We start from the raw sequence: 21,889 nt of genomic DNA on the forward strand, positions 1-21,889 counted from the left end.
GATTGACAGGTAAAAAAAACCCTCCGAGAGGGAGGGGGTAAGTAAGATGTCGTTATGAGATGCTGAGTAGCGAGTACTCAGGTTATAATTGTTGTTTTCGCTAGCACACAAATATTTAACACTGTTACAAGTTGGGTGCAAATTAAGCACTGATTTAAAACTTAATAACATGATCTAGGTTGCAAAGCACACAGCTTTTGCGTGGTAAACGGTGTTAGAATAGCGCCCCTAAATAGAAGCCAAATAGTTGGAAAACGGAATGACTGAATTAAAAAATGATCGCTATTTGCGTGCGATTTTAAAACAGCCTGTCGATTACACACCAGTATGGATGATGCGTCAGGCAGGACGCTATCTACCTGAGTATAAAGCGACTCGTGCTGAAGCGGGAGATTTCATGTCTTTGTGCAAGAACGCTGAACTGGCGTCGGAAGTCACTTTACAGCCACTTCGTCGTTTCCCTTTAGACGCTGCAATCTTGTTTTCTGATATCTTAACAATCCCAGATGCAATGGGACTTGAACTTCGATTTGCCGCTGGTGAAGGTCCGGTATTTGACAAGCCAATTACCTGCAAAGCGGACGTAGAAAAAATCGGTATCCCAGATCCTGAAGGTGAGCTCAAGTACGTAATGAACGCAGTGCGTCAGATCCGTAAAGATCTCAATGGTGATGTACCGCTAATTGGCTTCTCAGGCAGCCCATGGACACTGGCAACTTATATGGTTGAAGGTGGAAGTTCTAAAGCGTTCACCAAGATCAAAAAGATGATGTATGCAGAGCCACAAACGCTGCACTTACTTCTGGATAAACTAGCAGATAGTGTTATTGAATATTTGAATGCACAAATCAAAGCGGGTGCTCAGTCTGTAATGGTCTTTGATACATGGGGTGGTGTGCTAACTCCGCGTGACTACAACCTATTCTCACTGCAATACATGCATAAAATCGTAGACGGCCTAATCCGTGAAAACGATGGCCGTCGTGTTCCAGTTACGCTGTTTACTAAGAACGGTGGTATGTGGCTAGAGCAAATCGCAGCAACGGGTTGTGATGCAGTCGGTCTAGACTGGACAATCAACATCCAAGATGCGGTAAAACGTGTAGGTGATAAGGTTGCTCTACAAGGCAATATGGACCCATCTATGCTCTACGCTTCCCCTAAGCGAATTCGAGAGGAAGTATCGACTATCTTGGAAGGTTTTGGCGATGCGGGCACAGGTCACGTATTTAACCTTGGTCACGGCATCCACTTAGATGTGCCCCCAGAAAATGCGGGCGTATTTGTCGAAGCGGTACACGAGTTATCCAAGCCGTACCACAAATAACTAAGAAACCAATGAAAGCGTCTGGTCTAATCAGGCGCTTTTTTGTTATTGGTTAATATACTCAGTTATAATGATAAAATTAATGGAAAGGGTACGGAAAACGAATGAAGACACGCGACAAAATAGTGCTCGCCGCATTGGATCTCTTTAATGAACATGGTGAACGAAACATCACCACTAACCATATTGCAGCGCATATAGACATTAGTCCGGGCAACCTCTACTACCATTTCCGCAACAAACAAGAAATTGTACGCGAAATCTTTGCGCTCTATTCAAATGAACTGCTGGAAAGGTTCTCGCCAATTCATGGTCAACAAGAGAGCTTAGTCCTTCTTAAGCACTATCTCGATTCTATTTTCAACCTGATGTGGAAATATCGTTTTTTCTACGCCAATCTGCCAGAAATACTCCAACGCGATGAACACTTACACGAAGATTACATTCAGGTGCAGGAGAAGCTGCAAACAAACCTGATCAATATCATGCGAGCATTTGTCGATTTGGAATTGGTTTCTGTTGAAAATAGCGAAATGAAGTCACTGGTCACAACTCTGCACCTTATCGCTTCTAGCTGGCTGGGTTACCAAGCTGCCATGTCACCAAAGACTCAAATTACCGAGCAAATCATACATCAAGGCATGTTGCAGATGATTGCAGTGGTTAAACCCAAAGCAACCCAACAAGGCCTAGAACAACTTCAATTGCTTGAAGATGGCGTTAAAGCGATTCATGCTTAACCATAACTAAATGCGATTGTTGAATGGCTTCTAACCCCTTAAAGTATATCGAAATATATTAAGGGTTTTTTGTGTATGCACTACGATGTGTTCAATGGTGATGCAGATGGTATTATCGCGCTTCTTCAGTTACGCCTAGCTGAGCCTAAAACGTCGACTTTAGTTACCGGAGTCAAACGTGATATCAAGCTGCTCAAGCCCCTCAAGTGCCAAACCAGTGATTCGCTCACCGTACTGGATATCTCGATGGAGAAAAATAAGGCGAGTTTAGAAGCGATTCTTGCCGTTGGAGCTCAGGTGTTCTACGTCGACCACCACAAGTCTGGTGATATTCCACAGCACATGAACCTCAAGGCTCACATTAATTTAGATGCCAATACCTGTACCGCCTTGATTGTGGATGAGTTGTTGAACGGTCGCTTTCACTTATGGGCTATAACCGCTGCATACGGTGATAACTTGCTCGCGAAAGCAGACGAATTGGCTGACAGAGCTGGTCTCACTAGAGAACAGAAAGAACAGCTAAAAGAGTTGGGGACACTAATTAACTACAATGGTTATGGCGCAGAGGTGGCAGATTTGCATTTTGACCCTGCTCAGCTGTTTAAGCACCTTTTGGCTTATAATGATCCTTTTGCTGTCATTGCTGATCAACATTCTCCTTATCCCATTCTCAAATCAGCGTATCAAAGTGATATGGATCTAGCTATCGCCATTCAAGCTTCTCATCAAAGTGATGTGTTGGCAGTGTTTGAGTTGCCTAACCACGCATCTTCACGACGTATCAGCGGTGTTTATAGCAATTGGTTGGCGAATCAAACCCCTGATCGGGCGCATGCCGTGCTTTCCGTGAATGAGGATGGAAGCTATACCGTTTCATTACGTGCTCCATTGAATAACAAGCAGGGAGCGGGAGATATATGCGCTCAGTTTTTTACTGGTGGTGGCCGTGCGGCGGCGGCGGGGATCAATACACTACCCAAAACGCAGGTTGGCTTGTTTATTCAAGCCGTAGAGACCTATTACGCTTCGTCTTACGAGAGCAAATGACGATTATCTTGTCAGCCAACCTTTAGGGTTTTGAGTTTTACTGTTGCGTCGAATTTCAAAGTACAGTGACGCTTGTGGTTGACCACCAGTATCACCAGCCAATGCGATGGTTTCCCCTGCTGCGACTTTATCGCCTTCTTTTTTCAGCAGGCTTTGATTAAATCCGTATAAGGTCATATCACCTTTACCGTGATCGAGAAGAATCACTAAGCCATAGCCTCTTAGGTAGTCAGAGAAAACCACCGTACCAGAATACACGGCTTTCACCGATTGACCATAGTTGGCATCAATGACCATTCCTTTCCAGTGGATTTGCCCTGTCTGACGTGAACCGTAGTTGTGTAAAATTTTTCCTTTAAGTGGCCAAGGCAAGCGACCTTTTCGTTTTGCCAAACCGTCCATTGGAACGGTATTGAGCTTGGCGGCTTTCGCAGCTTTGGCGGCTTTGGCAATCTCGGCTTTTAAACGTGTTTCATTACGCTGTAGTTCTGACAAATAGACTTTATCACTGGTAATGTTCTTTTTGATACTACTGACGGTGCCTTTTCGTTTGGACTGCGCTCTCGACAATTGCTGACGTTTTTGATTCTGCTGCGCGATCAGCTTAGTGATTTGTTGTTTCTCGAGCTTAAGTTGAACTTCGCTCTCCGCGAGCTGATCCATTGTGAGATCAAGCTCTTCAATTGTGTTGGCGCGTTGTTTGGCTAAGTGTTGGAAATATTGGCTGATCCTGTCTTCTTCAACTCCTTGATTGAGAATACTAGCGGAAGATTTGGCTCGCTGAGTGACGTAATAGGTTTGCAATAGCTCAGCGAGCTTGTCGCTTTGTTGCTGTTTTTGTTGCTTTAGTGCAGTGATGCGGTTTTCTAATGCAGTGATATTGTTGTTGGTTTGACTTAGGGAGTTTTTGGCTTCTTTGATTTCTTTTTCTAAGCGGACAATGCCTAATTCTTGTGTTTTGAGCGACTTTTGTAGCGAGTCTAGTTTTTTCTGTTGAGAACTTAGTGATTGCTTTTGGCGAGAGATCTCATTACTGACTCCTTTTAACTCATTTGAGGAAGAAGACCAGCTAGGGAAGGCCAAGGTAGAGGCAACAATCAATACTAACGCAGAGAGCGTTGAGGAGGCGAGCAGTCGTCCTTGTTGCTGTGTTGCCATGTGATGAATCTGTCCTAAGTTTTTGATAGAGAGCCAGTATACCCAAACACATTCCTACGAAGAAAGGGTAATGTCAAAACTTGTTGATGGAGAAATAAAAAAGCTCAGGTATTAACCCGAGCTCTTCAATACTACCAGAATCACGTCGTACTGTATTTATTTGACCAGTACTTCACCAGACATTTCAGCAGGGATCTCTAGGCCCGCTAGGGACAACATTGTTGGCGCAAGATCAGAGAGTTTACCGTTTTCTTTAAACTCAACCGCTTTGTCACCTACGTAGATGAGTGGTACTGGTAGGTTAGTGTGTGCAGTATGTGTACCGCCAGTTTCTGGATCGACCATCATTTCCGCGTTGCCGTGGTCGGCTGTGATCAGGAGCTGACCACCCACTTCTTTGATTGCTTCAACCACTTTACCGACGCTTTCATCCAGTGCTTCGATCGCTTTTTCAGCGGCTTCGTAGATACCAGTGTGACCAACCATATCTGCATTCGGGTAGTTACAGATGATGGTATCGAATTTGCCTGATTTGATCGCTGCGACCATTTTTTCAGTCAGCTCTGGAGAGCTCATCTCTGGTTGCAAGTCATAAGTGGCAACTTTTGGAGAAGCAACAAGTTGACGCTCTTCGCCGGCGAATTCGCTCTCAACACCACCATTGAAGAAGAAAGTTACGTGTGCGTATTTCTCTGTTTCAGAGATACGTAGCTGAGTTTGACCTTGCTTAGATAGCCACTCACCGTAAGTGTTCTCTAGAGAGGCTGGTGGGAATGCGATTGCTAGCGGGATGTCAGCCGCGTATTGCGTTAACATTACGAAGTTGACTGCTGGGAATACTGTACGCTCAAAGCCTGCGAAATCAGGTACGAAAGTACGTGTGATTTGACGAGCTCGGTCAGCACGGTAATTCATGAAGATTACCGCGTCGCCATCTTGGATAGCTGCGACTTCTTGGCCTTCAGCTTTAATCGCTGTTGCTTTAACGAACTCATCGTTCTCTTCACGAGCATAAGCCGCTTCTAGACCCGCGACTGCTGAGTCAAAAGTAAATTCTGCTTTCGCTTGAGTGAGAAGATCGTAAGCAATTTGTACGCGGTCCCAGTTGTTATCACGGTCCATTGCATAGTAGCGACCTACTAGTGATGCCACTCGGCCTTTGCCTAGCTTAGCGAATAGCTCGTCAAAACGTTTTAGAGAGTTCTCTGCGCTACGCGGTGGCGTGTCACGGCCGTCTAGAAAGCAGTGTAGGTAGATTTTCTCAGCGCCACGGGCTGCTGCCATTTCAACAGCTGCGTAGATGTGGTCTTCGTGAGAGTGAACGCCGCCTGGAGACATCAGACCCATAAGGTGAACCGCTTTACCTGCTTTTACCGCAGAATCAATGGCTTCGATAAGCGCTGGCGTTTCTGAAAATTCACCATCAGCAATAGATTTAGTAATGCGAGTCAGGTCTTGGTATACAACTCGGCCAGCGCCAATGTTTGTGTGGCCTACCTCAGAGTTACCCATCTGACCGTCAGGAAGACCAACATCCAGACCAGAAGCAGAAATTAGTGTATGTGGATTGTTTGCAAGCAGGCCGTCGATAACAGGCGTTTTCGCATTTGCGATAGCGTTGCTTGCAGTTTCTTCACGGTGACCGTAACCGTCAAGAATGACTAGAGCCAATGGCTTCTTAGCTGACATAGTGATGTCCTCGTCAAATTCAAAGTAACTTTGGAAACAAAATTAGCGTAATTTTACTACACTTTTTAACCAAAACTGTAGGCTAAGATCAAATATTGTTTGCTAAATATTGTTGTTATCTTTCACCTTATACAAAGTAGTGACTACTGAGATGCGCTTTATACTCACCTTGTTATCACCATTGTCGCTCATCAAGAGAAAATTTAAAGCGGGTATAAACTATTACTCTAATAGCTGCTAACTGACTAATAGCCCAGTCCCTGCCACCGCCAAAATGGCTCCTAGCCATGCAAATCGGTTAGGGCGCTTTTTAGTGTAAACCCAAAGTAGAGGTAGCAGCATGATGGGTGTCGTAGAAGAAAGTAGTGCTACCATACCGACATTACCTTCTTGTAGAGCGTAAAGGATAAGTGTCATACCAACAGCCATAGCGAGAAAGCCGTTGACAGCAGTGATCGCAAACAAGCGAAGGTTCATCGGTAATGTTGCTTTGGCAATCTTTGCTCCACTGAAGAAAAACAGACAATGCGCTGCAAAGGCTGTCATCATGCGCATCGCTGATGCGGCGACAGGATCGATAGCCGTCTGCATGACTGGTTTTGCGATAATGCCCCCAAGTGCTTGACACAAGGCTGCGATAAGACCTAAGGCAATTCCTAGCCAGATATTACCTTTCACTGACTCTAGTTGATGATTGTTTTGCCCTTTGCGACCAAAAAAAATCGCGGTTAGAACACCGGAAAAAACCAGCGTTGAGCCGATAAGCTCAATACTCGTCATCGTTTCGCTAAACAGGAAGTAGCCAAGTATGGCAGAAAAGACCGCATGGCAGGAAAACAGCAACCCAGCTTGACGAGGGCCCATACGATTCAAGCAGGCAAACAGTGCAGTATCACCGATAAAAATACCGATCAGTCCCGACAACGCCATGGCTGAGAGGGCACTGGTTTCAACGGTTGCCCAACCCCCAGTGAAGCCAGCCATTGAAGCAAGAATGACAGATGTACACCCCATTCTCCAGCGGCTGTAGGCAAAGGTACCAAGGTGCTGTGCAGGGCCAACAGAAAGTAGGCTAGCCACTGCCCAGAGAAAGGCGGCGGCTAATGCCAGCCATTCAAACTCCATCAGTTGTTCGTCCTATGAACAAAGAAATTAGTAGGCTGACAATATGCATTAAATGCTGAAAGAAACAAAGTCTAAACTTTAAAACGTTCTACCTCAGTTCGGACAGTGTTCGCCGAGGTAAACATGTTAGTCGCGCTTTCGCTGCTGTGCATGGCCTGTTCTGAAAGAACATCGGACGCATCCTTAATCCCTTGAGTGTTACGGCTAATGTCTTCGCTGACAGCACGTTGTTCTTCTGCAGCGCTGGCAATTTGCAAGGCCATGTCATTGATTTCCGTAATAGCAGATGTGATGGTATTGAGACTTTCATACGCTTGTTGAGCGTAATCAACACTAGTACCTGCTAAGGCGGTGCTGCTCTCCATGCTGTTGACCGCCAACTGGGTATTGTTTTGTAATGTTTCAATCATGCTGCGAATTTCTTCGGTTGAGCCATGTGTGCGTTGGCTCAGTACGCGCACCTCATCGGCAACGACAGCAAAACCGCGGCCCTGCTCACCGGCTCGTGCAGCTTCGATTGCAGCATTGAGTGCCAGCAAATTAGTCTGCTCAGCGATCTCACGGATGGTGGAGAGGATTTGGTTGATGCTCTGTGTATTGTTTTCCAACTCTGAAATAATACCTGATGCAGCGGAAACCTGATCGGCCAGCTCCACGATTGCCTGGCGGTTCTTCTCAATGACTTGTTGACCATCTTCACAAGCCGAGGCAGAGCCTTGAGACGCATTCGCTGTCAATTCTGCGTGGTTGGCAACTTCGGCGGCTGTCGCGGACATCTCATGAATAGCAGTTGCTATCTGATTGACATCATTTTGTTGTGTTTCTACCTGCTGAGAGGATTGTTGCGCCAATTGGTTCGCTTGTTTTGCCTGAACAGACAGCTCTCTACTGTGAGAGATGATGCCACTAAGCATTGACTGCATTTGACTCAAGAACTGGTTGACGTGCTGAGCCAGTTCCCCGATTTCATCCATACGACGGATTTCTATTCTCTGGGTTAAATCTCCCTCGCCATGAGATAGCTGTGAAAGTGCCGCGGACAAGGTTTGTAAAGGTTTAAGCAATCGGGTGATCACATAGGTACTGATCGAAGCAATCAGGACATAGAGGAAAATAGAAGCGATCGCTGTGAACTTAATCTGTTCCGTGACGGAGGCATAAGCCATACCTTTATCGACCACGATACCCAGTGACCAATCCGTATTTGGCACATTAACGACATAGATGAGTTTATCACCTTGCTGAGGCCAGTGAATCGTTGATATGGTGGAGGTATTCACTAACTGATGAACTTTGTCAGTCGATAACGCCGGGTTGAGTTCAGTCAGAGGCTGCTGGCTCAATTTTTCATCTTGATAAGCAACAATGTTATTTTTTCCATCGACTAAAAATGAGAAACCATCGTTATCTAAATGCACGTTGAGGACTTCTTCTATGATACTCGTGACGGTTAAGTCGGCAGCGAGTACGCCATTTTTTCTGCCATTAAAAGCTTTGGCAAAGCTGACCACAATACTGCCATCAAAGTCTTGATAAGGTTCGGTGACGATTAGCCCATTGGTTGCCATGGCGTCTTTGTACCAAGGACGAGTTCGAGGATCGTAATTGGCTGGCCAATCCTCGGTTTTATCGCCATAGGCAATAGAGCCGTCATCAAAACCTGCGTATACAGATAAGAACTTGCCAGCACGCTTGGTGATTAACATCTCTCTATCGGCATTACTCGAATTGAGTATGCTTAGCTCATTAGCCAGCATCATATCGCTTCGAATCAAGAGCCAGTCGCTGATATAGCGAGACGTTGCGTGACTGACGTTGGCCATCTCACTGTTCAGTGCGGAAGTGGTTTCTTGTTTTAACTGACTAACGGATATCCAAGCTTGGACCCCGGAGACAATTGCAATAATGATCGCGATGGCGATCTGAATTTTTAACTTAATCGTGTTTCTCATTGCCTTTCCTTAATACTCAGACAACCTATCGAAAATCAGAGTGTTTAGGTTTGAATTGGTGTTTACACCCTGTTGGAGCGGAAATTTACGTAGGAACTGCTGAAATGGCTATAAATATTGGTTTAACAAGCTGATATTATAGAAATTGTTAAAATATAGATTTGATCTATATAGATATTCAGAGAGTGGAATATCAATGAAGTCCGACCTTTTTACTGAATTGTGACTTCTTGCCCAACAATTAAGCGAGAAGCCACCACCTGATGTTCAGGTCAGCAATAGCGCAGCAATGTAGACAATGATTAGTCCCATCACACCAAGGATGACACCGGTTTTAGCCATGTCTCTACTCTCAATAAGCCCGGTGGAATAAGCCAGAGAGTTTGGTGGAGTTGAGACTGGTAGAATCATACCAAGTGAGGCCGAGAAGGCGACGACAACCAGCAAGCCTTGCAATCCGCCCATAGAAGAGAGACTCTCCATTGAAGCGCCAATAGCGGCAGCAATAGGCATCAAAAGGTTAGCTGTCGCCGTGTTGGACATAAAATTGGCCATTAACCAACATACAATCGACATGGTAATCACTACTGCAACAGGAGAGAGTGCTTCGTAGTCGATCGCGTGTGCGAGTGCGGCTGCCAACCCGGTTTTATCCAAGCCAATGCCAATCGCGATCCCCCCTGCAACCAACCACAGCACATCCCAGTTGATTTGTTTGAGCTCAGCTTTACCCATAATGCCCGTTAGGGTGAAGACTGCGAGTGGAATGATTGAGACGACATAGGTGTTCATCCCATGTAATTTAGTGGTCATCCATAGCAAGATGGTGGCGGCGAATGTTGCGTACACCACAATGGCGCGCCAGTTGCGCTGAAATTGTCCATCTAGTTTAAGCGTCATGGTCTTCTGAGAGGAGGGGAAGAGTTTTTGGAGCAAGAACCAAGCGATCGTTAACTGAAGAATGACAAAGGGGAGGCCCATCATCATCCAGCTTAGAAAATCGATGCTATTTTCACCGGTTAGATATTGCAGGGCAATCGCGTTAGGTGGTGTACCGATCGGGGTTGCGATGCCCCCTGTGTTGGCGGCAATCGGAATACATAAAACGAGTGCTTTGATACCGATGTCACCTTTGGGAGCTGAAGCGACGATCGGGCCAAGCAACGCGAGCATCATTACAGTGGTAGCGGTGTTGGACATGAACATTGAGAACACGGCGGTGATCAGCATCAATCCAAGCATGATAAATTTAGGCTGGTGACCAAAAGGCCGCAGTAAAACTCGAGCGAGGTTATTGTCCAGTTCATATTTTGATGCGGCGATGGCCAAGGCAAACCCGCCCATAAATAGGATGATAATAGGTGAGGAAAAGGCACTGAAAATATCAGTGTATTTCATCAGTTCGCCGAGACCGTGCCCCGCTGGTGGGGTACGGAACAAGTGCAGACCTTTATCGGAAATCATGATCAGCTCAAGTGCAATGATCAGAATTGAAGTGGCAAAGACAGGCACAGGTTCGAGCACCCATAGTAGAGCTGCAAGCAGAAATATCGCCAACAAACGATGTTGTATTAGGGTCAGATCTGCGATGGGAATGGCATCAATCGGCATCATCAATACCGCGATGGGTAAGCCAAAACAAATCAGCAATTTGATCACTATGGTTGGATCAATTCTAGGCATAAAGATTTAACCTCAAAGCGAAACTCTGCGGCTAAGAATAAAGAATAACCAAATTAAGGTCTTAGATTGAGATGGAAATTTTTGAATGCAATAAAGAAATGTTGCGTAAGGTTTGTTTCTGGTCAAAAAAAGCCCCGAAAAATCGGGGCTGTTATGGTTATTCTTGCTCTTGCTCTTGCTCTTGCTCTTGCTCTTGCTCTGGAGCGGTAAGGTGAGCGTAGGGGGTGCCCATAATTGTTGTGTGGCCATTGGCCATAGATGCATCAAATTTGATCGCATCTTTAGCAAACAGGTTGATCACCGTTGAGCCAAGTTTAAATCGACCCATCTCTTCCCCTTTTTTGAGTATGACCGCTTTATCCCCTTCGCTTGGGTAATCCCATTTGTAGACAGTGTTGCCACGCGGTGGAGTGATGGTGCCTGCCCAGACTTGCTCTATGCTACCGACGATGGTCGCGCCGACTAACACTTGAGCCATAGGGCCAAATTCAGTGTCGAAAATACACACTACGCGCTCGTTACGCGCGAATAGGTTTGGTACATTTTCTGCGGTCAAAGGGTTTACCGAGAACAGGTCACCTGGCACATAGATCATCTGGCGCAGTGTACCGTCACAAGGCATGTGGACTCGGTGGTAATCTCGTGGTGAAAGGTAAAGTGTTGCAAATTCACCATCGGCAAATTCAGCCGCAAGATCAGCGTCACCACCCAGTAATTCTTGAGCTGTAAAATCATGGCCTTTTGCCTGAATGAGTTTACCATCCTGAATAGGACCAAACTGGCTGACACAGGCGTCTGCTGGATGAGTAATGATGCTATTCCCTTCGGTTATCGTGCGTGCGCCGTCTTTCAGCTCACGGACAAAAAACTCATTGAAGGTTTTGAAATGCTTAGGATCAGAGTGCTTGGCCTCGTCCATATTGACGTTGTACTGCTTGATAAACCAACGAATGACGGCAGTGGTTAGGCCTCCCGCTTTTGCGGATGCCAATTTACCGACCAAACGGGTCAAACCGTGTTGAGGGATCCAGTACTGCAGTCCAACTTTAATCTTATCCATTGTCATAAATTCCAATGCTAACTGTATGTTTGCTTACTTTTGGGCGCGAGATACTACTTAAATTTGCAGGCAAAGTCAGTATCAAGCGCTGATGATTTGTGCAAGAAGCCGTTACAGATCGGCTTTTTTGTTGCGTGAGTACTGACGGTTGGCTTTGACTTCAGCCATGCTTTCAAGGATGCGATGGTAGTTTTCAAAGCGAACTTCACTGATTTCACCATTTTCTACCGCTTCACGTAATACACATCCTGGATCATCATTGTGTTTGCAGTCTCGGAACTTACAGCTGCCAAGGTAGTTGCGGAACTCAACGAACGCCTTGGTGACTTCTTCAGCCTCCAAATGCCACAAACCAAACTCGCGTACGCCGGGAGAGTCAATCAGATCGCCACCTGTTGGAATGTGATAAAGTCGAGAAGCGGTGGTGGTGTGCTGACCTAAACCAGAGTTTTCTGATACCTCACCTTCTTCAACGTTAAACTCCGGCATCAACGCATTCACTAAACTCGATTTACCGACGCCAGATTGACCCACAAAAATGTTAGTACGATCTTTGAGTTCGGCTTCCAGTGCTGCAATGCCTTCTCCCGTCTGTTTACTGACTAGCAGCACTTTGTAACCGATACGCTCGTACTCACTCAGCCATTCCTGATATAGGTGACGTTGCTCTTCTTCAAGTAAGTCAATTTTGTTTAGCACGAGAAGAGGGGCGATATTGAGTGTTTCAGAGGCGACTAAGTAGCGGTCAATGATGTTGAGTGACAATTCTGGCAGTACAGAAGAGACGATGACCATTTGATCGACGTTTGCAGCCACGGGCTTAAGACCGTCATAGTAGTCAGGGCGAATCAGCACTGAGCTGCGTGGCTCTACGGCTTCAACAACGCCGTTTATGCCTTCCATTGATTCCAGACCTGCTCGCCAAATCACCTTGTCACCGGAGACCAAAGTCTCAATACCGCGACGCAAATTGCAACGGTGGATTTCTCCGCTTTCTGTGTCTTCAATGTCGGCGTGTTGACCAAAACGGGTAATAACCAGACCTTTTTGAGTCGTACCCAGCATGGATTCTTCCCATTGAACAGAATCCTCTTTTGCCAGTTTACGTTTCTGGTTACTTCTAACTCGTCTGACTTGACCTTTGGTTAGCTTTTTTTTCTTTGCCACAATTGTCTACTTAACTTTAATCATCTTGATGGAGCCTAGGATCGCTATCCTGAGGATCAGAATTTGGGTATAGTACCTCTTTTAGCATAAAACCAATAGGCAACGATTTATGTCCTTTAGCGATCAAAATTTAATTTGGATTGATCTCGAGATGACAGGTTTAGACCCAGAAACCCATAAAGTCATCGAAATCGCCACTATCGTCACGGATAGTGAGTTGAATATTTTAGCTGAAGGACCGGTACTTGCCATCCACCAACCAGAAGAAGAGCTGGCTAAAATGGATGAGTGGTGTACGACTACGCACACGGGCAGTGGCTTGGTGGATCGAGTTCGCGCCAGTAAAGTGACTGAACAGGACGCGGTTCATCAGACAATTGAGTTCCTGGAGCAGTGGTTACCAAAGGGTGTGTCGCCAATATGCGGTAACAGTGTGGGTCAAGATCGTCGCTTCCTATACAAACACATGCCTGAACTGGAAACTTACTTCCATTACCGCTATATCGACGTCAGTACTCTTAAAGAGCTGACCCGTCGTTGGAAACCAGAAGTATTAGACGGCTTTTCTAAGACAGGTAGTCACTTGGCGTTGGATGATATCCGTGAGTCAATTGCTGAGCTAAAGTACTACCGCCAAACAATTTTTAATATCTAAAAATACGACTTTCTAATAAGAGTCATGATGAAAAAGCCACCACCTAGGTGGAAAAAACTTCTATTCTGTGTGCTTTTTCATCAAACAGAAAAAAAACACCTTTTTTTTTCAGGAAGGACTTGCATCACAAAAAAATGCTCTTATAATTCGCAGCCCTGAACGACGGAAACGTTGTTAATGCGACACTAGCTCAGTTGGTAGAGCGCAACCTTGCCAAGGTTGAGGTCACGAGTTCGAACCTCGTGTGTCGCTCCAAATTTAAAGCTGTCATCGTGCTTAACGGTGAAACAATACGGACGCGGGGTGGAGCAGCTTGGTAGCTCGTCGGGCTCATAACCCGAAGGTCGTCGGTTCAAATCCGGCCCCCGCAACCAAATTTAATCAATAGCAATTGCTGTTGATATGCGACACTAGCTCAGTTGGTAGAGCGCAACCTTGCCAAGGTTGAGGTCACGAGTTCGAACCTCGTGTGTCGCTCCAAATTTAAAGCTGTCATCGTGCTTAACGATGAAACAATACGGACGCGGGGTGGAGCAGCTTGGTAGCTCGTCGGGCTCATAACCCGAAGGTCGTCGGTTCAAATCCGGCCCCCGCAACCAAATTTATAGGTGTTGTGATTCGCTAGCTCGTCGGGCTCAGCTATTCATAAAACCTCGCGAAGACCATCGATTACTATCCGGCCTCGCAAGCAATTCTCTTTACGAGAATATGCGACACTAGCTCAGTTGGTAGAGCGCAACCTTGCCAAGGTTGAGGTCACGAGTTCGAACCTCGTGTGTCGCTCCAAATTTAAAGCTGTCATCGTGCTTAACGGTGAAACAATACGGACGCGGGGTGGAGCAGCTTGGTAGCTCGTCGGGCTCATAACCCGAAGGTCGTCGGTTCAAATCCGGCCCCCGCAACCAAATTTAATCAATAGCAATTGCTGTTGATATGCGACACTAGCTCAGTTGGTAGAGCGCAACCTTGCCAAGGTTGAGGTCACGAGTTCGAACCTCGTGTGTCGCTCCAATTTTCTAAGCCTTCATTATGCTTTGAATAATGAACTGCGACACTAGCTCAGTTGGTAGAGCGCAACCTTGCCAAGGTTGAGGTCACGAGTTCGAACCTCGTGTGTCGCTCCAAATTCTTCTCAGGCTTCAGATGTCTGAATTGATCTTATAGGTCACCGCTCTTTATCTAATGCTGTGAAGCATAAACCAATCAAAATCATAATTAGTCCTCCATTGCGGTGGGCGTTTTTATGTCTAAAATTCAAATCAGCACGAGATGTGCTCGTTTTATTTTTTAATGATAAGCCTCGGTGAGTCAGGGCTAGCCGTAAAGACTAACAGAGTTATCCACAGAAGTTGTTTTGTGGATAAGTTGGTGGGTAACCTGATTATGGATGCTAATTTAAACCAAATAGAAATGATCTTTTGTGTTATGAAAGTTTCTTTCTGATTCTAAACATAATGTTAAGTCATTGTATTTTAATGGATTAATGGTTTTTTCTTGTTAACCAAAGCGTATTTCTGACGATCATTAAGTGGTTGTTTTTTGATCCTAGTCATTTATAGCTAATGTGATTAACTTCTTTAGCTGAAAGAAAACAAGCAATCGCCTTTTCTTTTTTCCACATTCTTGTTTTTAGAGCTAAGTCAAACTTCGTCATACCATATCAGGCAAAGTTTATGCATCTCTAGGTAGCCCTTTTTGCACAATACGGATTAGCCTATTGAGCTTAGTCGATGAATGGGGTATCTGGGCAATTTGTTGCTCTATTGCCCAATGAATATGTTCATCCAGCACTTCACTCAACCCTATACGTTGTTCTAGTGCCTCAATAATATTAGCTGAGTATGGTGCATTTCCCATGGCGATCGACAAATTTCTTAACCATTGGATATGACCTATTCTTCGAATGGCAGAACCTTCCATATTTTTGAGAAATGTTTTCTCATCCCATGCAAACAGAGTAACAAGATCTGGTGACGTTAACGCCTGCCTACGATGAAAGTCCTCGCGTTCAGTTAATTCAGAGAAGCGGTTCCATGGGCAAACAAGCTGGCAATCATCGCACCCATAAATACGGTTACCCATAGGTTTGCGGAATTCTTCAGGAATCACGCCGTCGAATTCAATGGTCAGGTAAGAAATGCATCGTCGTGCATCAACGACACCTTCTTCAATAATGGCTTGAGTAGGGCAGGAAGTGATACAAGCGGTACATTTACCGCAGTCACCTTGGTGCGCTTCATCTATGGGCAAAGGTAAATCGATGAGTAGCTCACCAAGAAAAAACCACGAACCACAATCTTTATCCAGAATGAGGGAGTGCTTTCCGGTCCAACCTAGTCCTGATTTTTGCGCTAAAGGGCGCTCGAGAATAGGCGCGGAATCGACAAAAGGGCGGTAGCCAAACTGCCCCACTTCTTGCTCTATTTTCTGGCCTAGTTTCTTTAACTGGTTGCGAACCAGTTTGTGGTAATCTCGGCCCAGAGCATAGCGGCTTATATAAGCTTGGGTAGGATCGGCTAGGTTCGCTGCAAATAGCGCTTCAGGGGGGAGGTAGTCCATGCGGACGCTAATGACTCGCACTGTGCCAGGCAGAAGCTCAGCAGGTCGTGCTCGCATCATGCCGTGACGTGCCATCCAATCCATCTCACCGTGATAGCCAGCATCAAGCCATTTTTGCAGTGCCGACTCGTGTTCACTCAGGTCAATATCGCAGATACCGGCTTTCTGGAAGCCAAGCTCTTGGGCCCAAACTTTGATCTTGTTTGCGAGCTCTTGGTAGTTCATGCTTATGACTCTGGTGAAATGGGGGGCGGATCTTAACGGATCTTTTTTGTTGAATCTAGCATCGAAGCCAGAGAATTCATGCAAAAATAGCAGGAATTTGGCTTTTACTTACACAACAGATCTTGTCTCTCAATTCCAACCCGGTTTACTATTCCTGTTCTTTTGATTTTTATATAGTCACCCAGTAGAGATTGATCTTCATGACCACGAAACATTTTGCCCTTAAAGATGAACAAGCAACAATTCAATTAGGGACAGTCTTGGCAAAGCTATGCTTTCAGCAAACTACCATCTATTTGCATGGTGATTTGGGGGCAGGAAAAACGACATTTAGCCGAGGTTTTGTGCGTGCACTGGGTCATAAGGGGAACGTCAAAAGCCCAACCTATACCCTAGTGGAACCGTATCAGCTGGACCAATGGCAAGTTTATCACTTTGATCTATACCGTTTAGCCGATCCGGAAGAGTTGGAATTCATGGGGATCCGAGATTACTTTACGCCTGATGCTATCTGTCTGGTTGAGTGGCCAGAGAAAGGTCAGGGCTTGCTCCCTCGTGCAGATCTGGATATAGAGTTGCGTTACGATGGTGAAGCGCGTGTGGTTGATCTTACTGCCAATAACGATTATGGGTCTAAATTACTTGAACAGTTGGAGTTATGACAATCAATAAATTCTTTCGAGCTGTCTCTGTCTCTTTTCTCATAGCTCTGTTTCTTTTGCCCACCCGAGTGTTGGCAAATGCTCTTGAAAGTATTCGTGTTTGGCCGTCTCCCGACGAAACCCGCGTGGTTATCGATTTGGCATCGGAGGCGGAGTACAGCTATTTTACGCTCAGTACTCCTGATCGTTTAGTTGTGGATCTCAAGCAGACTTCCATCAATACTAAATTGCCGATTAACGTCGCAGAGAGCCCTGTTCTGAAAAGGATTCGTAAGAGCTCACCGCCACAGAAAGGGACCTATCGACTGGTGTTTGAACTCAAACGCAAGGTCAAGCCACAGTTGTTTAAGCTAGCGCCTACTCCGGGGGGACAATATGGTCATCGTTTGGTGATAGACATGCCTCATAGCGCATCCTCTTCATCTACCTCAGCAGCCAAGCCTTCCTCTTCAAGTAGTTCTCCTCAAGTGAGTCGAGATGCCTCTCAGCTATTGGGTACCGCTGATATTGTGGTTGCGATTGATGCTGGCCACGGTGGTGAAGACCCAGGCTCTATAGGACCAAACCGTAAGTATGAGAAACATGCGACACTGGCCATTTCCAAGAAAATTGCTGCTCAAATCAATGCAGTGCCTGGAATGAAAGCTGTGTTGACCCGTCGTGGTGATTACTTTGTTAATCTCAACAAGCGTTCTGAAATCGCACGTGGTAGCAAAGCGCATCTATTAGTGTCCGTTCATGCAGATGGTTTCCGTACTCCGCAGCCGCGTGGAGGTTCAGTGTTTGTTCTCAATACCCGTCGAGCGAATTCAGAAATTGCCCGTTGGGTAGAAAATCACGAGGAGCAGTCGCAGTTGCTTGGTGGTGCTGGCGAGGTTCTGTCTAAAAACACCAGTGATAAGAATGTCAGTCAAACGTTGTTAGACCTGCAGTTCAGTCATTCTCAGAAAGAAGGCTACAAAGTCGCCACTAAGATCCTAAAGCAGATGAGTAGTGAGGGAATCAAGTTACACAAGAAGCAACCCGTGAACGCTAGCCTCGCGGTGTTGAAATCACCTGATATTCCATCAGTGTTGGTTGAGACAGGGTTTATCACAAATCCTACAGAAGAAAAATTACTTTTCCAACGTAGTCATCAGGATAAATTGGCGCGCGCACTGACTAAAGCGATTGTTCAGTATTTTGAAGCCAATCCACCAGAAGGAACCTTGTTCGCGAATCGCGGCAAGACGATCAAGCATAAGGTTAAGCGCGGTGAATCGCTGTCAGTGATCGCCAAAAAATACGGCACGACAACGAAAGCTATCATGCAGACCAGTAAGCTGAAAAGCTCTGGGCTTGCTATTGGTCAGGTACTGTCAATTCCTGGTTCAAAAGGTTCAGTGCCTGTGCCTAAAGTGACGAATCCGGTGGAAACCAAGACGATTACTCATGTGGTTCAGAGTGGAGAATACCTGGGTAAGATTGCTGCGAGATACAAAGTGTCGGTTGCAACGATAAAACGCGAAAACAAACTGCGTTCTGACACGCTTAAGCTCGGTCAAAAGCTGAAAATTACCGTCAGCATGAAAGATCAGCCATTGCGTAAACACAAAGTGAAGCGTGGTGAGTTCCTTGGAAAAATTGCCAGTCAGTACGATGTGAGTGTCAGCGCGATCCGAAAAGCTAATAATCTACGTTCAGATGAACTGGCGATTGGTCAGGTTCTGATCATTCCTAATAAGTAGCGATAAGCATGACGATTAAAATTCTTCCAGCACGACTGGCTAACCAGATTGCCGCAGGGGAAGTGGTTGAGAGACCAGCTTCAGTCGTCAAAGAACTGGTCGAAAATAGTATAGACTCTGGTGCAACCCGGATTGATATTGATATTGAAAAAGGTGGCGCTAAGCTAATCCGTGTACGTGATAATGGCAAAGGCATCGCAAAAGATGAGCTGGGTTTAGCACTGAGTCGTCACGCTACATCGAAGATCCACTGTTTGGATGATCTAGAAGCGATCATGAGCCTGGGTTTTCGCGGTGAAGCGCTTGCCAGTATCAGTTCTGTTGCGCGCCTAACGCTAACCTCTCGCCCTGCCACACAGGACCAAGCTTGGTCTGCATACAGTGAAGGGCGCGAGATGGAAGTCAAGCTTCAACCGACGGCGCACCCTATTGGTACGTCAGTAGAAGTGTTGGATCTGTTCTTCAACACGCCAGCTAGGCGTAAATTCCTCCGTACTGAAAAAACAGAATTCACTCATATTGATGAGCTATTAAAGCGAATTGCTTTGAGCCAGTTTCATGTCACTATCAACCTGCGCCACAACGGTAAGATGATTAAGCAATACCGAGCGGCTAAAACTCAGGTCCAAGAAGAAAAGCGCATAGCAGCGGTATGTGGTAACCCGTTTGTGCGTAACATGCTGAAGATTGAGCTTGAACACCAAGGGCTCAAGTTGCATGGTTGGATCACCACGCCTGAAGGCGCTCGTCAGCAAAGTGACCTGCAATATTGTTACGTCAATGGCCGGATGATGCGTGATAAGTTGATCAATCACGCTATTCGTCAAAGTTATGAGAGTAGCCTCCGCCCAGAACAGTTTGCCACTTACGTGCTATTTATCGAAATAGACCCCCATCAAGTTGATGTGAATGTACACCCAGCGAAACATGAAGTGCGTTTCCATCAAGCTCGTTTAGTACATGACTTCATTTATCAAGCCTTGAGCGATGCTCTAGTTCAGAGTGCTCAGATTGATAAACCCGACATCAACGCTTCTGCATTTCACACTGAACCCGTTACACCTGAAATACCGGCCCCTTCCGCTGCCGAGTCCAATACGGTGTCTAAAAACGTATACCGCGCAGTAGAAAAAGTGCCTGCTTATCCTGGCCAGCAAGGCTATGAAGAAAAGCGTCAAGCTGAGAAAGAGCGAATTCAGGTGTGTGAGGCTGCTGCGAGAAGTGACTGGGTAGAGTCGCGTCCTGTACCTCGGCAAAAAGCGAAATCTGAAGAGCACTATGGAGAGCCAGCAACAAGCAAGCAGGAAGTGCGTGCTTACAAAGAGTTACTGGAAACACCAGTATTGTCTCAGAAAGCCCCTTCAACTCCATTAGAACTCGAACCTGTGCCTTCAACTCCTACAGGGCCTGCTGAGGTAATAGAGGCCTTGGGCAAAGCTGTCTGCGTGATTCATGGCCAATACTTGCTTATGGGAGATAAACTGGGAGCTAGGGTAGTCTCAATGGCTAAAGCAGAATGGTTGCGTGTGAACGGACAGTTGTCTCTCAATGGAGGTGCATTGAAGAGTCAGCCTCTATTAGTGCCATTGTCATTGAAGCTCGATCCTCAGCAGATTGAAGCGTCTCAACAGCATCACGCAATGTTGATGCAATTTGGCATAGAGTTGAAGAGTCGAAGTTCCTCCTCATTGATGATAATGGGTGTACCTCAGCCGCTTCGTCAGCAAAATTTGCAACAATTAATATCAGATCTGTTATCTTACGCCGCTTTGATATCAGAGAATGATCAAATAATGCCACCACAGGCGCTCTCTGATTGGTTAACCAACCAGATCACACAGGTCAAAAACGACTACACTTTGTCGGAAGCAATACAGGTCATTGCTGAGATAGAACAACTTTGGCAGGGTAACCTGCCGTTGGATGACCGTACTTTTGTTCGCCCTGTTGATTTTTCTGCAACCATTGCAGCGATGAAGTTATGAAGAATGAATTACCTTTGGCCCTCTTTCTAATGGGGCCGACCGCATCGGGCAAAACCGATCTGGCTATCCGTTTGCGAAAAAAATACCCAGTAGAGCTCATCTCTGTTGACTCTGCTTTGATTTATAAGGGAATGGACATTGGCACCGCGAAGCCAGATGAAGAGGAGCAAGCACTCGCTCCTCATCGTTTGATTGACATTCTCGATCCAAGTGAAGCTTATTCCGCCGCAGACTTCCGTCGTGATGCGTTGAATGAAATGCACAAGATTGTAGAGCAAGGTAAGATCCCACTCTTGGTTGGTGGAACAATGCTCTACTACAAAGCATTACTGGAAGGTTTATCACCTCTTCCGGCTGCAAACCCTGAAATACGTCAGCAAATTGAGCAAGAAGCATTGACTCTTGGCTGGGACGTACTGCACGATCAACTCAAAGAGATTGATCCGGTTTCAGCTGAACGAATCCACCCCAATGATCCACAAAGATTGTCTAGGGCATTGGAAGTTTATCGAATTTCAGGTAAAACTCTTACTGAACTGACTCAAACCAAAGGTCAAAGCCTGCCGTTTAGGGTAAAACAGTTCGCAATAGCTCCCAAGGAAAGGGCTGAACTCCATCGCCGAATTGAGTTTAGATTCGACAAAATGATGGAAGCGGGATTTGAACAGGAGATGCGTGGCTTGTATGCCAGAGATGATCTTCATTCTGATCTTCCTTCTATTCGTTGTGTCGGTTATCGGCAGATGTGGGACTATTTGGATGGGAACTGCACACTTGACGATGCCATTTTTAAAGGTATCTGCGCGACCCGCCAGTTGGCCAAGCGACAAATCACCTGGTTACGCAGTTGGGATGATTTAACTTGGTTAGATAGCGAAAACATAGAACAAGCTCTAGAAACCGTATCAAATGCCATAGCGTCTGAAGGTTTTAGCTGTGTATAATGTGATCGCTTTTGCGTGAATGAACTCTGTAAAGGATCTGTTACTTGAAATTTGGTAACAAAGCCGCCATAACAGGTAACGACAGGGTGTTTTTTATTCGTTTAGCTCAGATGCAAAGGCGCACCTAGTTTTTCAGTGCACCACTAGCTAAATAACTAGAACAAAATTACAAAATAAGGAA

At 45.8% G+C, this 21,889-nt stretch carries 16 protein-coding genes and 8 tRNA genes; 16 read left to right on the forward strand and 8 right to left on the reverse strand.

What is annotated here, in order from left to right:
• Positions 1–259: 259 nt before the first annotated feature.
• From hemE to OH455_RS21340, 3 genes are all read left to right on the forward strand, one after another.
• Positions 260–1,327, forward strand: a complete 1,068-nt coding sequence (gene hemE / locus OH455_RS21330; RefSeq protein ID WP_269982735.1) for a uroporphyrinogen decarboxylase — start codon at positions 260–262, stop codon at positions 1,325–1,327.
• Between the two features lie 104 nt (positions 1,328–1,431).
• Positions 1,432–2,067, forward strand: coding sequence for a TetR/AcrR family transcriptional regulator (locus OH455_RS21335; RefSeq protein WP_269982736.1), 636 nt, complete (start codon positions 1,432–1,434; stop codon positions 2,065–2,067).
• 75 nt (positions 2,068–2,142) lie between these two features.
• Positions 2,143–3,117, forward strand: coding sequence for a DHH family phosphoesterase (locus tag OH455_RS21340; RefSeq protein ID WP_269982737.1), 975 nt, complete (start codon positions 2,143–2,145; stop codon positions 3,115–3,117).
• A gap of 3 nt (positions 3,118–3,120) precedes the next feature.
• On the opposite strand, the gene OH455_RS21345 is transcribed toward OH455_RS21340, so the two are convergent.
• The 7 genes from OH455_RS21345 to rsgA all read right to left on the reverse strand — a co-directional run bounded on the left by OH455_RS21345 (position 3,121) and on the right by rsgA (position 12,951).
• Positions 3,121–4,275: a murein hydrolase activator EnvC family protein gene (locus tag OH455_RS21345; protein WP_269982738.1), complete on the reverse strand. Its 1,155-nt coding sequence runs from the start codon at positions 4,273–4,275 to the stop codon at positions 3,121–3,123.
• Positions 4,276–4,431: 156 nt separating this feature from the next.
• Positions 4,432–5,964, reverse strand: a complete 1,533-nt coding sequence (gene gpmM, locus OH455_RS21350) for a 2,3-bisphosphoglycerate-independent phosphoglycerate mutase (protein WP_269982739.1) — start codon at positions 5,962–5,964, stop codon at positions 4,432–4,434.
• A gap of 237 nt (positions 5,965–6,201) precedes the next feature.
• Positions 6,202–7,089 carry a DMT family transporter gene (locus OH455_RS21355; protein WP_269982740.1) on the reverse strand — a complete coding sequence of 296 codons (888 nt, stop codon included), beginning with the start codon at positions 7,087–7,089 and terminating at the stop codon, positions 6,202–6,204.
• Between the two features lie 71 nt (positions 7,090–7,160).
• Positions 7,161–9,041, reverse strand: a complete 1,881-nt coding sequence (locus tag OH455_RS21360) for a methyl-accepting chemotaxis protein (RefSeq protein ID WP_269982741.1) — start codon at positions 9,039–9,041, stop codon at positions 7,161–7,163.
• Between the two features lie 267 nt (positions 9,042–9,308).
• Entirely contained in the window at positions 9,309–10,724 is a 1,416-nt protein-coding gene (locus OH455_RS21365; RefSeq protein ID WP_269982742.1) for an SLC13 family permease, read from the reverse strand.
• Between the two features lie 157 nt (positions 10,725–10,881).
• Positions 10,882–11,784 (reverse strand): archaetidylserine decarboxylase, encoded by a 903-nt coding sequence (gene asd, locus OH455_RS21370; RefSeq protein ID WP_269982743.1) that lies wholly within the window; start codon positions 11,782–11,784, stop codon positions 10,882–10,884.
• A 111-nt stretch (positions 11,785–11,895) separates the two neighbouring features.
• Positions 11,896–12,951 carry a small ribosomal subunit biogenesis GTPase RsgA gene (gene rsgA, locus OH455_RS21375; protein WP_045977909.1) on the reverse strand — a complete coding sequence of 352 codons (1,056 nt, stop codon included), beginning with the start codon at positions 12,949–12,951 and terminating at the stop codon, positions 11,896–11,898.
• A gap of 109 nt (positions 12,952–13,060) precedes the next feature.
• On the opposite strand from rsgA, the gene orn reads away from it, so the two are divergent.
• From orn to OH455_RS21420, 9 genes are all read left to right on the forward strand, one after another.
• Positions 13,061–13,606 carry an oligoribonuclease gene (gene orn, locus OH455_RS21380; RefSeq protein WP_269982744.1) on the forward strand — a complete coding sequence of 182 codons (546 nt, stop codon included), beginning with the start codon at positions 13,061–13,063 and terminating at the stop codon, positions 13,604–13,606.
• A gap of 179 nt (positions 13,607–13,785) precedes the next feature.
• A tRNA-Gly gene (locus tag OH455_RS21385) sits at positions 13,786–13,861 on the forward strand.
• A 42-nt stretch (positions 13,862–13,903) separates the two neighbouring features.
• Positions 13,904–13,980 (forward strand) — tRNA-Met (locus OH455_RS21390).
• 30 nt (positions 13,981–14,010) lie between these two features.
• A tRNA-Gly gene (locus OH455_RS21395) sits at positions 14,011–14,086 on the forward strand.
• A gap of 42 nt (positions 14,087–14,128) precedes the next feature.
• Positions 14,129–14,205 (forward strand) — tRNA-Met (locus OH455_RS21400).
• A 111-nt stretch (positions 14,206–14,316) separates the two neighbouring features.
• Positions 14,317–14,392 (forward strand) — tRNA-Gly (locus OH455_RS21405).
• Between the two features lie 42 nt (positions 14,393–14,434).
• A tRNA-Met gene (locus OH455_RS21410) sits at positions 14,435–14,511 on the forward strand.
• A 30-nt stretch (positions 14,512–14,541) separates the two neighbouring features.
• Positions 14,542–14,617 (forward strand) — tRNA-Gly (locus OH455_RS21415).
• A 37-nt stretch (positions 14,618–14,654) separates the two neighbouring features.
• A tRNA-Gly gene (locus OH455_RS21420) sits at positions 14,655–14,730 on the forward strand.
• A 547-nt stretch (positions 14,731–15,277) separates the two neighbouring features.
• Here the strand turns inward: OH455_RS21420 and queG are convergent.
• Positions 15,278–16,390 carry a tRNA epoxyqueuosine(34) reductase QueG gene (queG, locus tag OH455_RS21425; RefSeq protein ID WP_269982745.1) on the reverse strand — a complete coding sequence of 371 codons (1,113 nt, stop codon included), beginning with the start codon at positions 16,388–16,390 and terminating at the stop codon, positions 15,278–15,280.
• A 200-nt stretch (positions 16,391–16,590) separates the two neighbouring features.
• Here queG and tsaE point away from each other — a divergent pair, with 200 nt between their 5' ends.
• Genes tsaE through miaA form a run of 4 tightly spaced genes read left to right on the forward strand, consistent with a single transcriptional unit; the run spans position 16,591 to position 21,708 of the window.
• On the forward strand, positions 16,591–17,052 hold the full coding sequence (gene tsaE, locus OH455_RS21430; protein ID WP_269982746.1) for a tRNA (adenosine(37)-N6)-threonylcarbamoyltransferase complex ATPase subunit type 1 TsaE: 462 nt from the start codon (positions 16,591–16,593) through the stop codon (positions 17,050–17,052).
• A complete protein-coding gene (locus OH455_RS21435; protein WP_269982747.1) occupies positions 17,049–18,779 on the forward strand; it encodes a LysM peptidoglycan-binding domain-containing protein in 1,731 nt (576 codons plus the stop codon). Before tsaE ends, OH455_RS21435 begins: the two co-directional genes overlap by 4 nt.
• Positions 18,780–18,787: 8 nt before the next feature.
• Positions 18,788–20,764: a DNA mismatch repair endonuclease MutL gene (gene mutL, locus OH455_RS21440; RefSeq protein WP_269982748.1), complete on the forward strand. Its 1,977-nt coding sequence runs from the start codon at positions 18,788–18,790 to the stop codon at positions 20,762–20,764.
• A complete protein-coding gene (gene miaA, locus OH455_RS21445; protein WP_269982749.1) occupies positions 20,761–21,708 on the forward strand; it encodes a tRNA (adenosine(37)-N6)-dimethylallyltransferase MiaA in 948 nt (315 codons plus the stop codon). The genes mutL and miaA overlap by 4 nt, the downstream gene beginning before the upstream one ends.
• Positions 21,709–21,889: the final 181 nt, after the last annotated feature.

Source organism: Vibrio sp. T11.5 (assembly GCF_027587155.1).
Taxonomy (GTDB): Bacteria; Pseudomonadota; Gammaproteobacteria; order Enterobacterales; family Vibrionaceae; genus Vibrio; species Vibrio neptunius.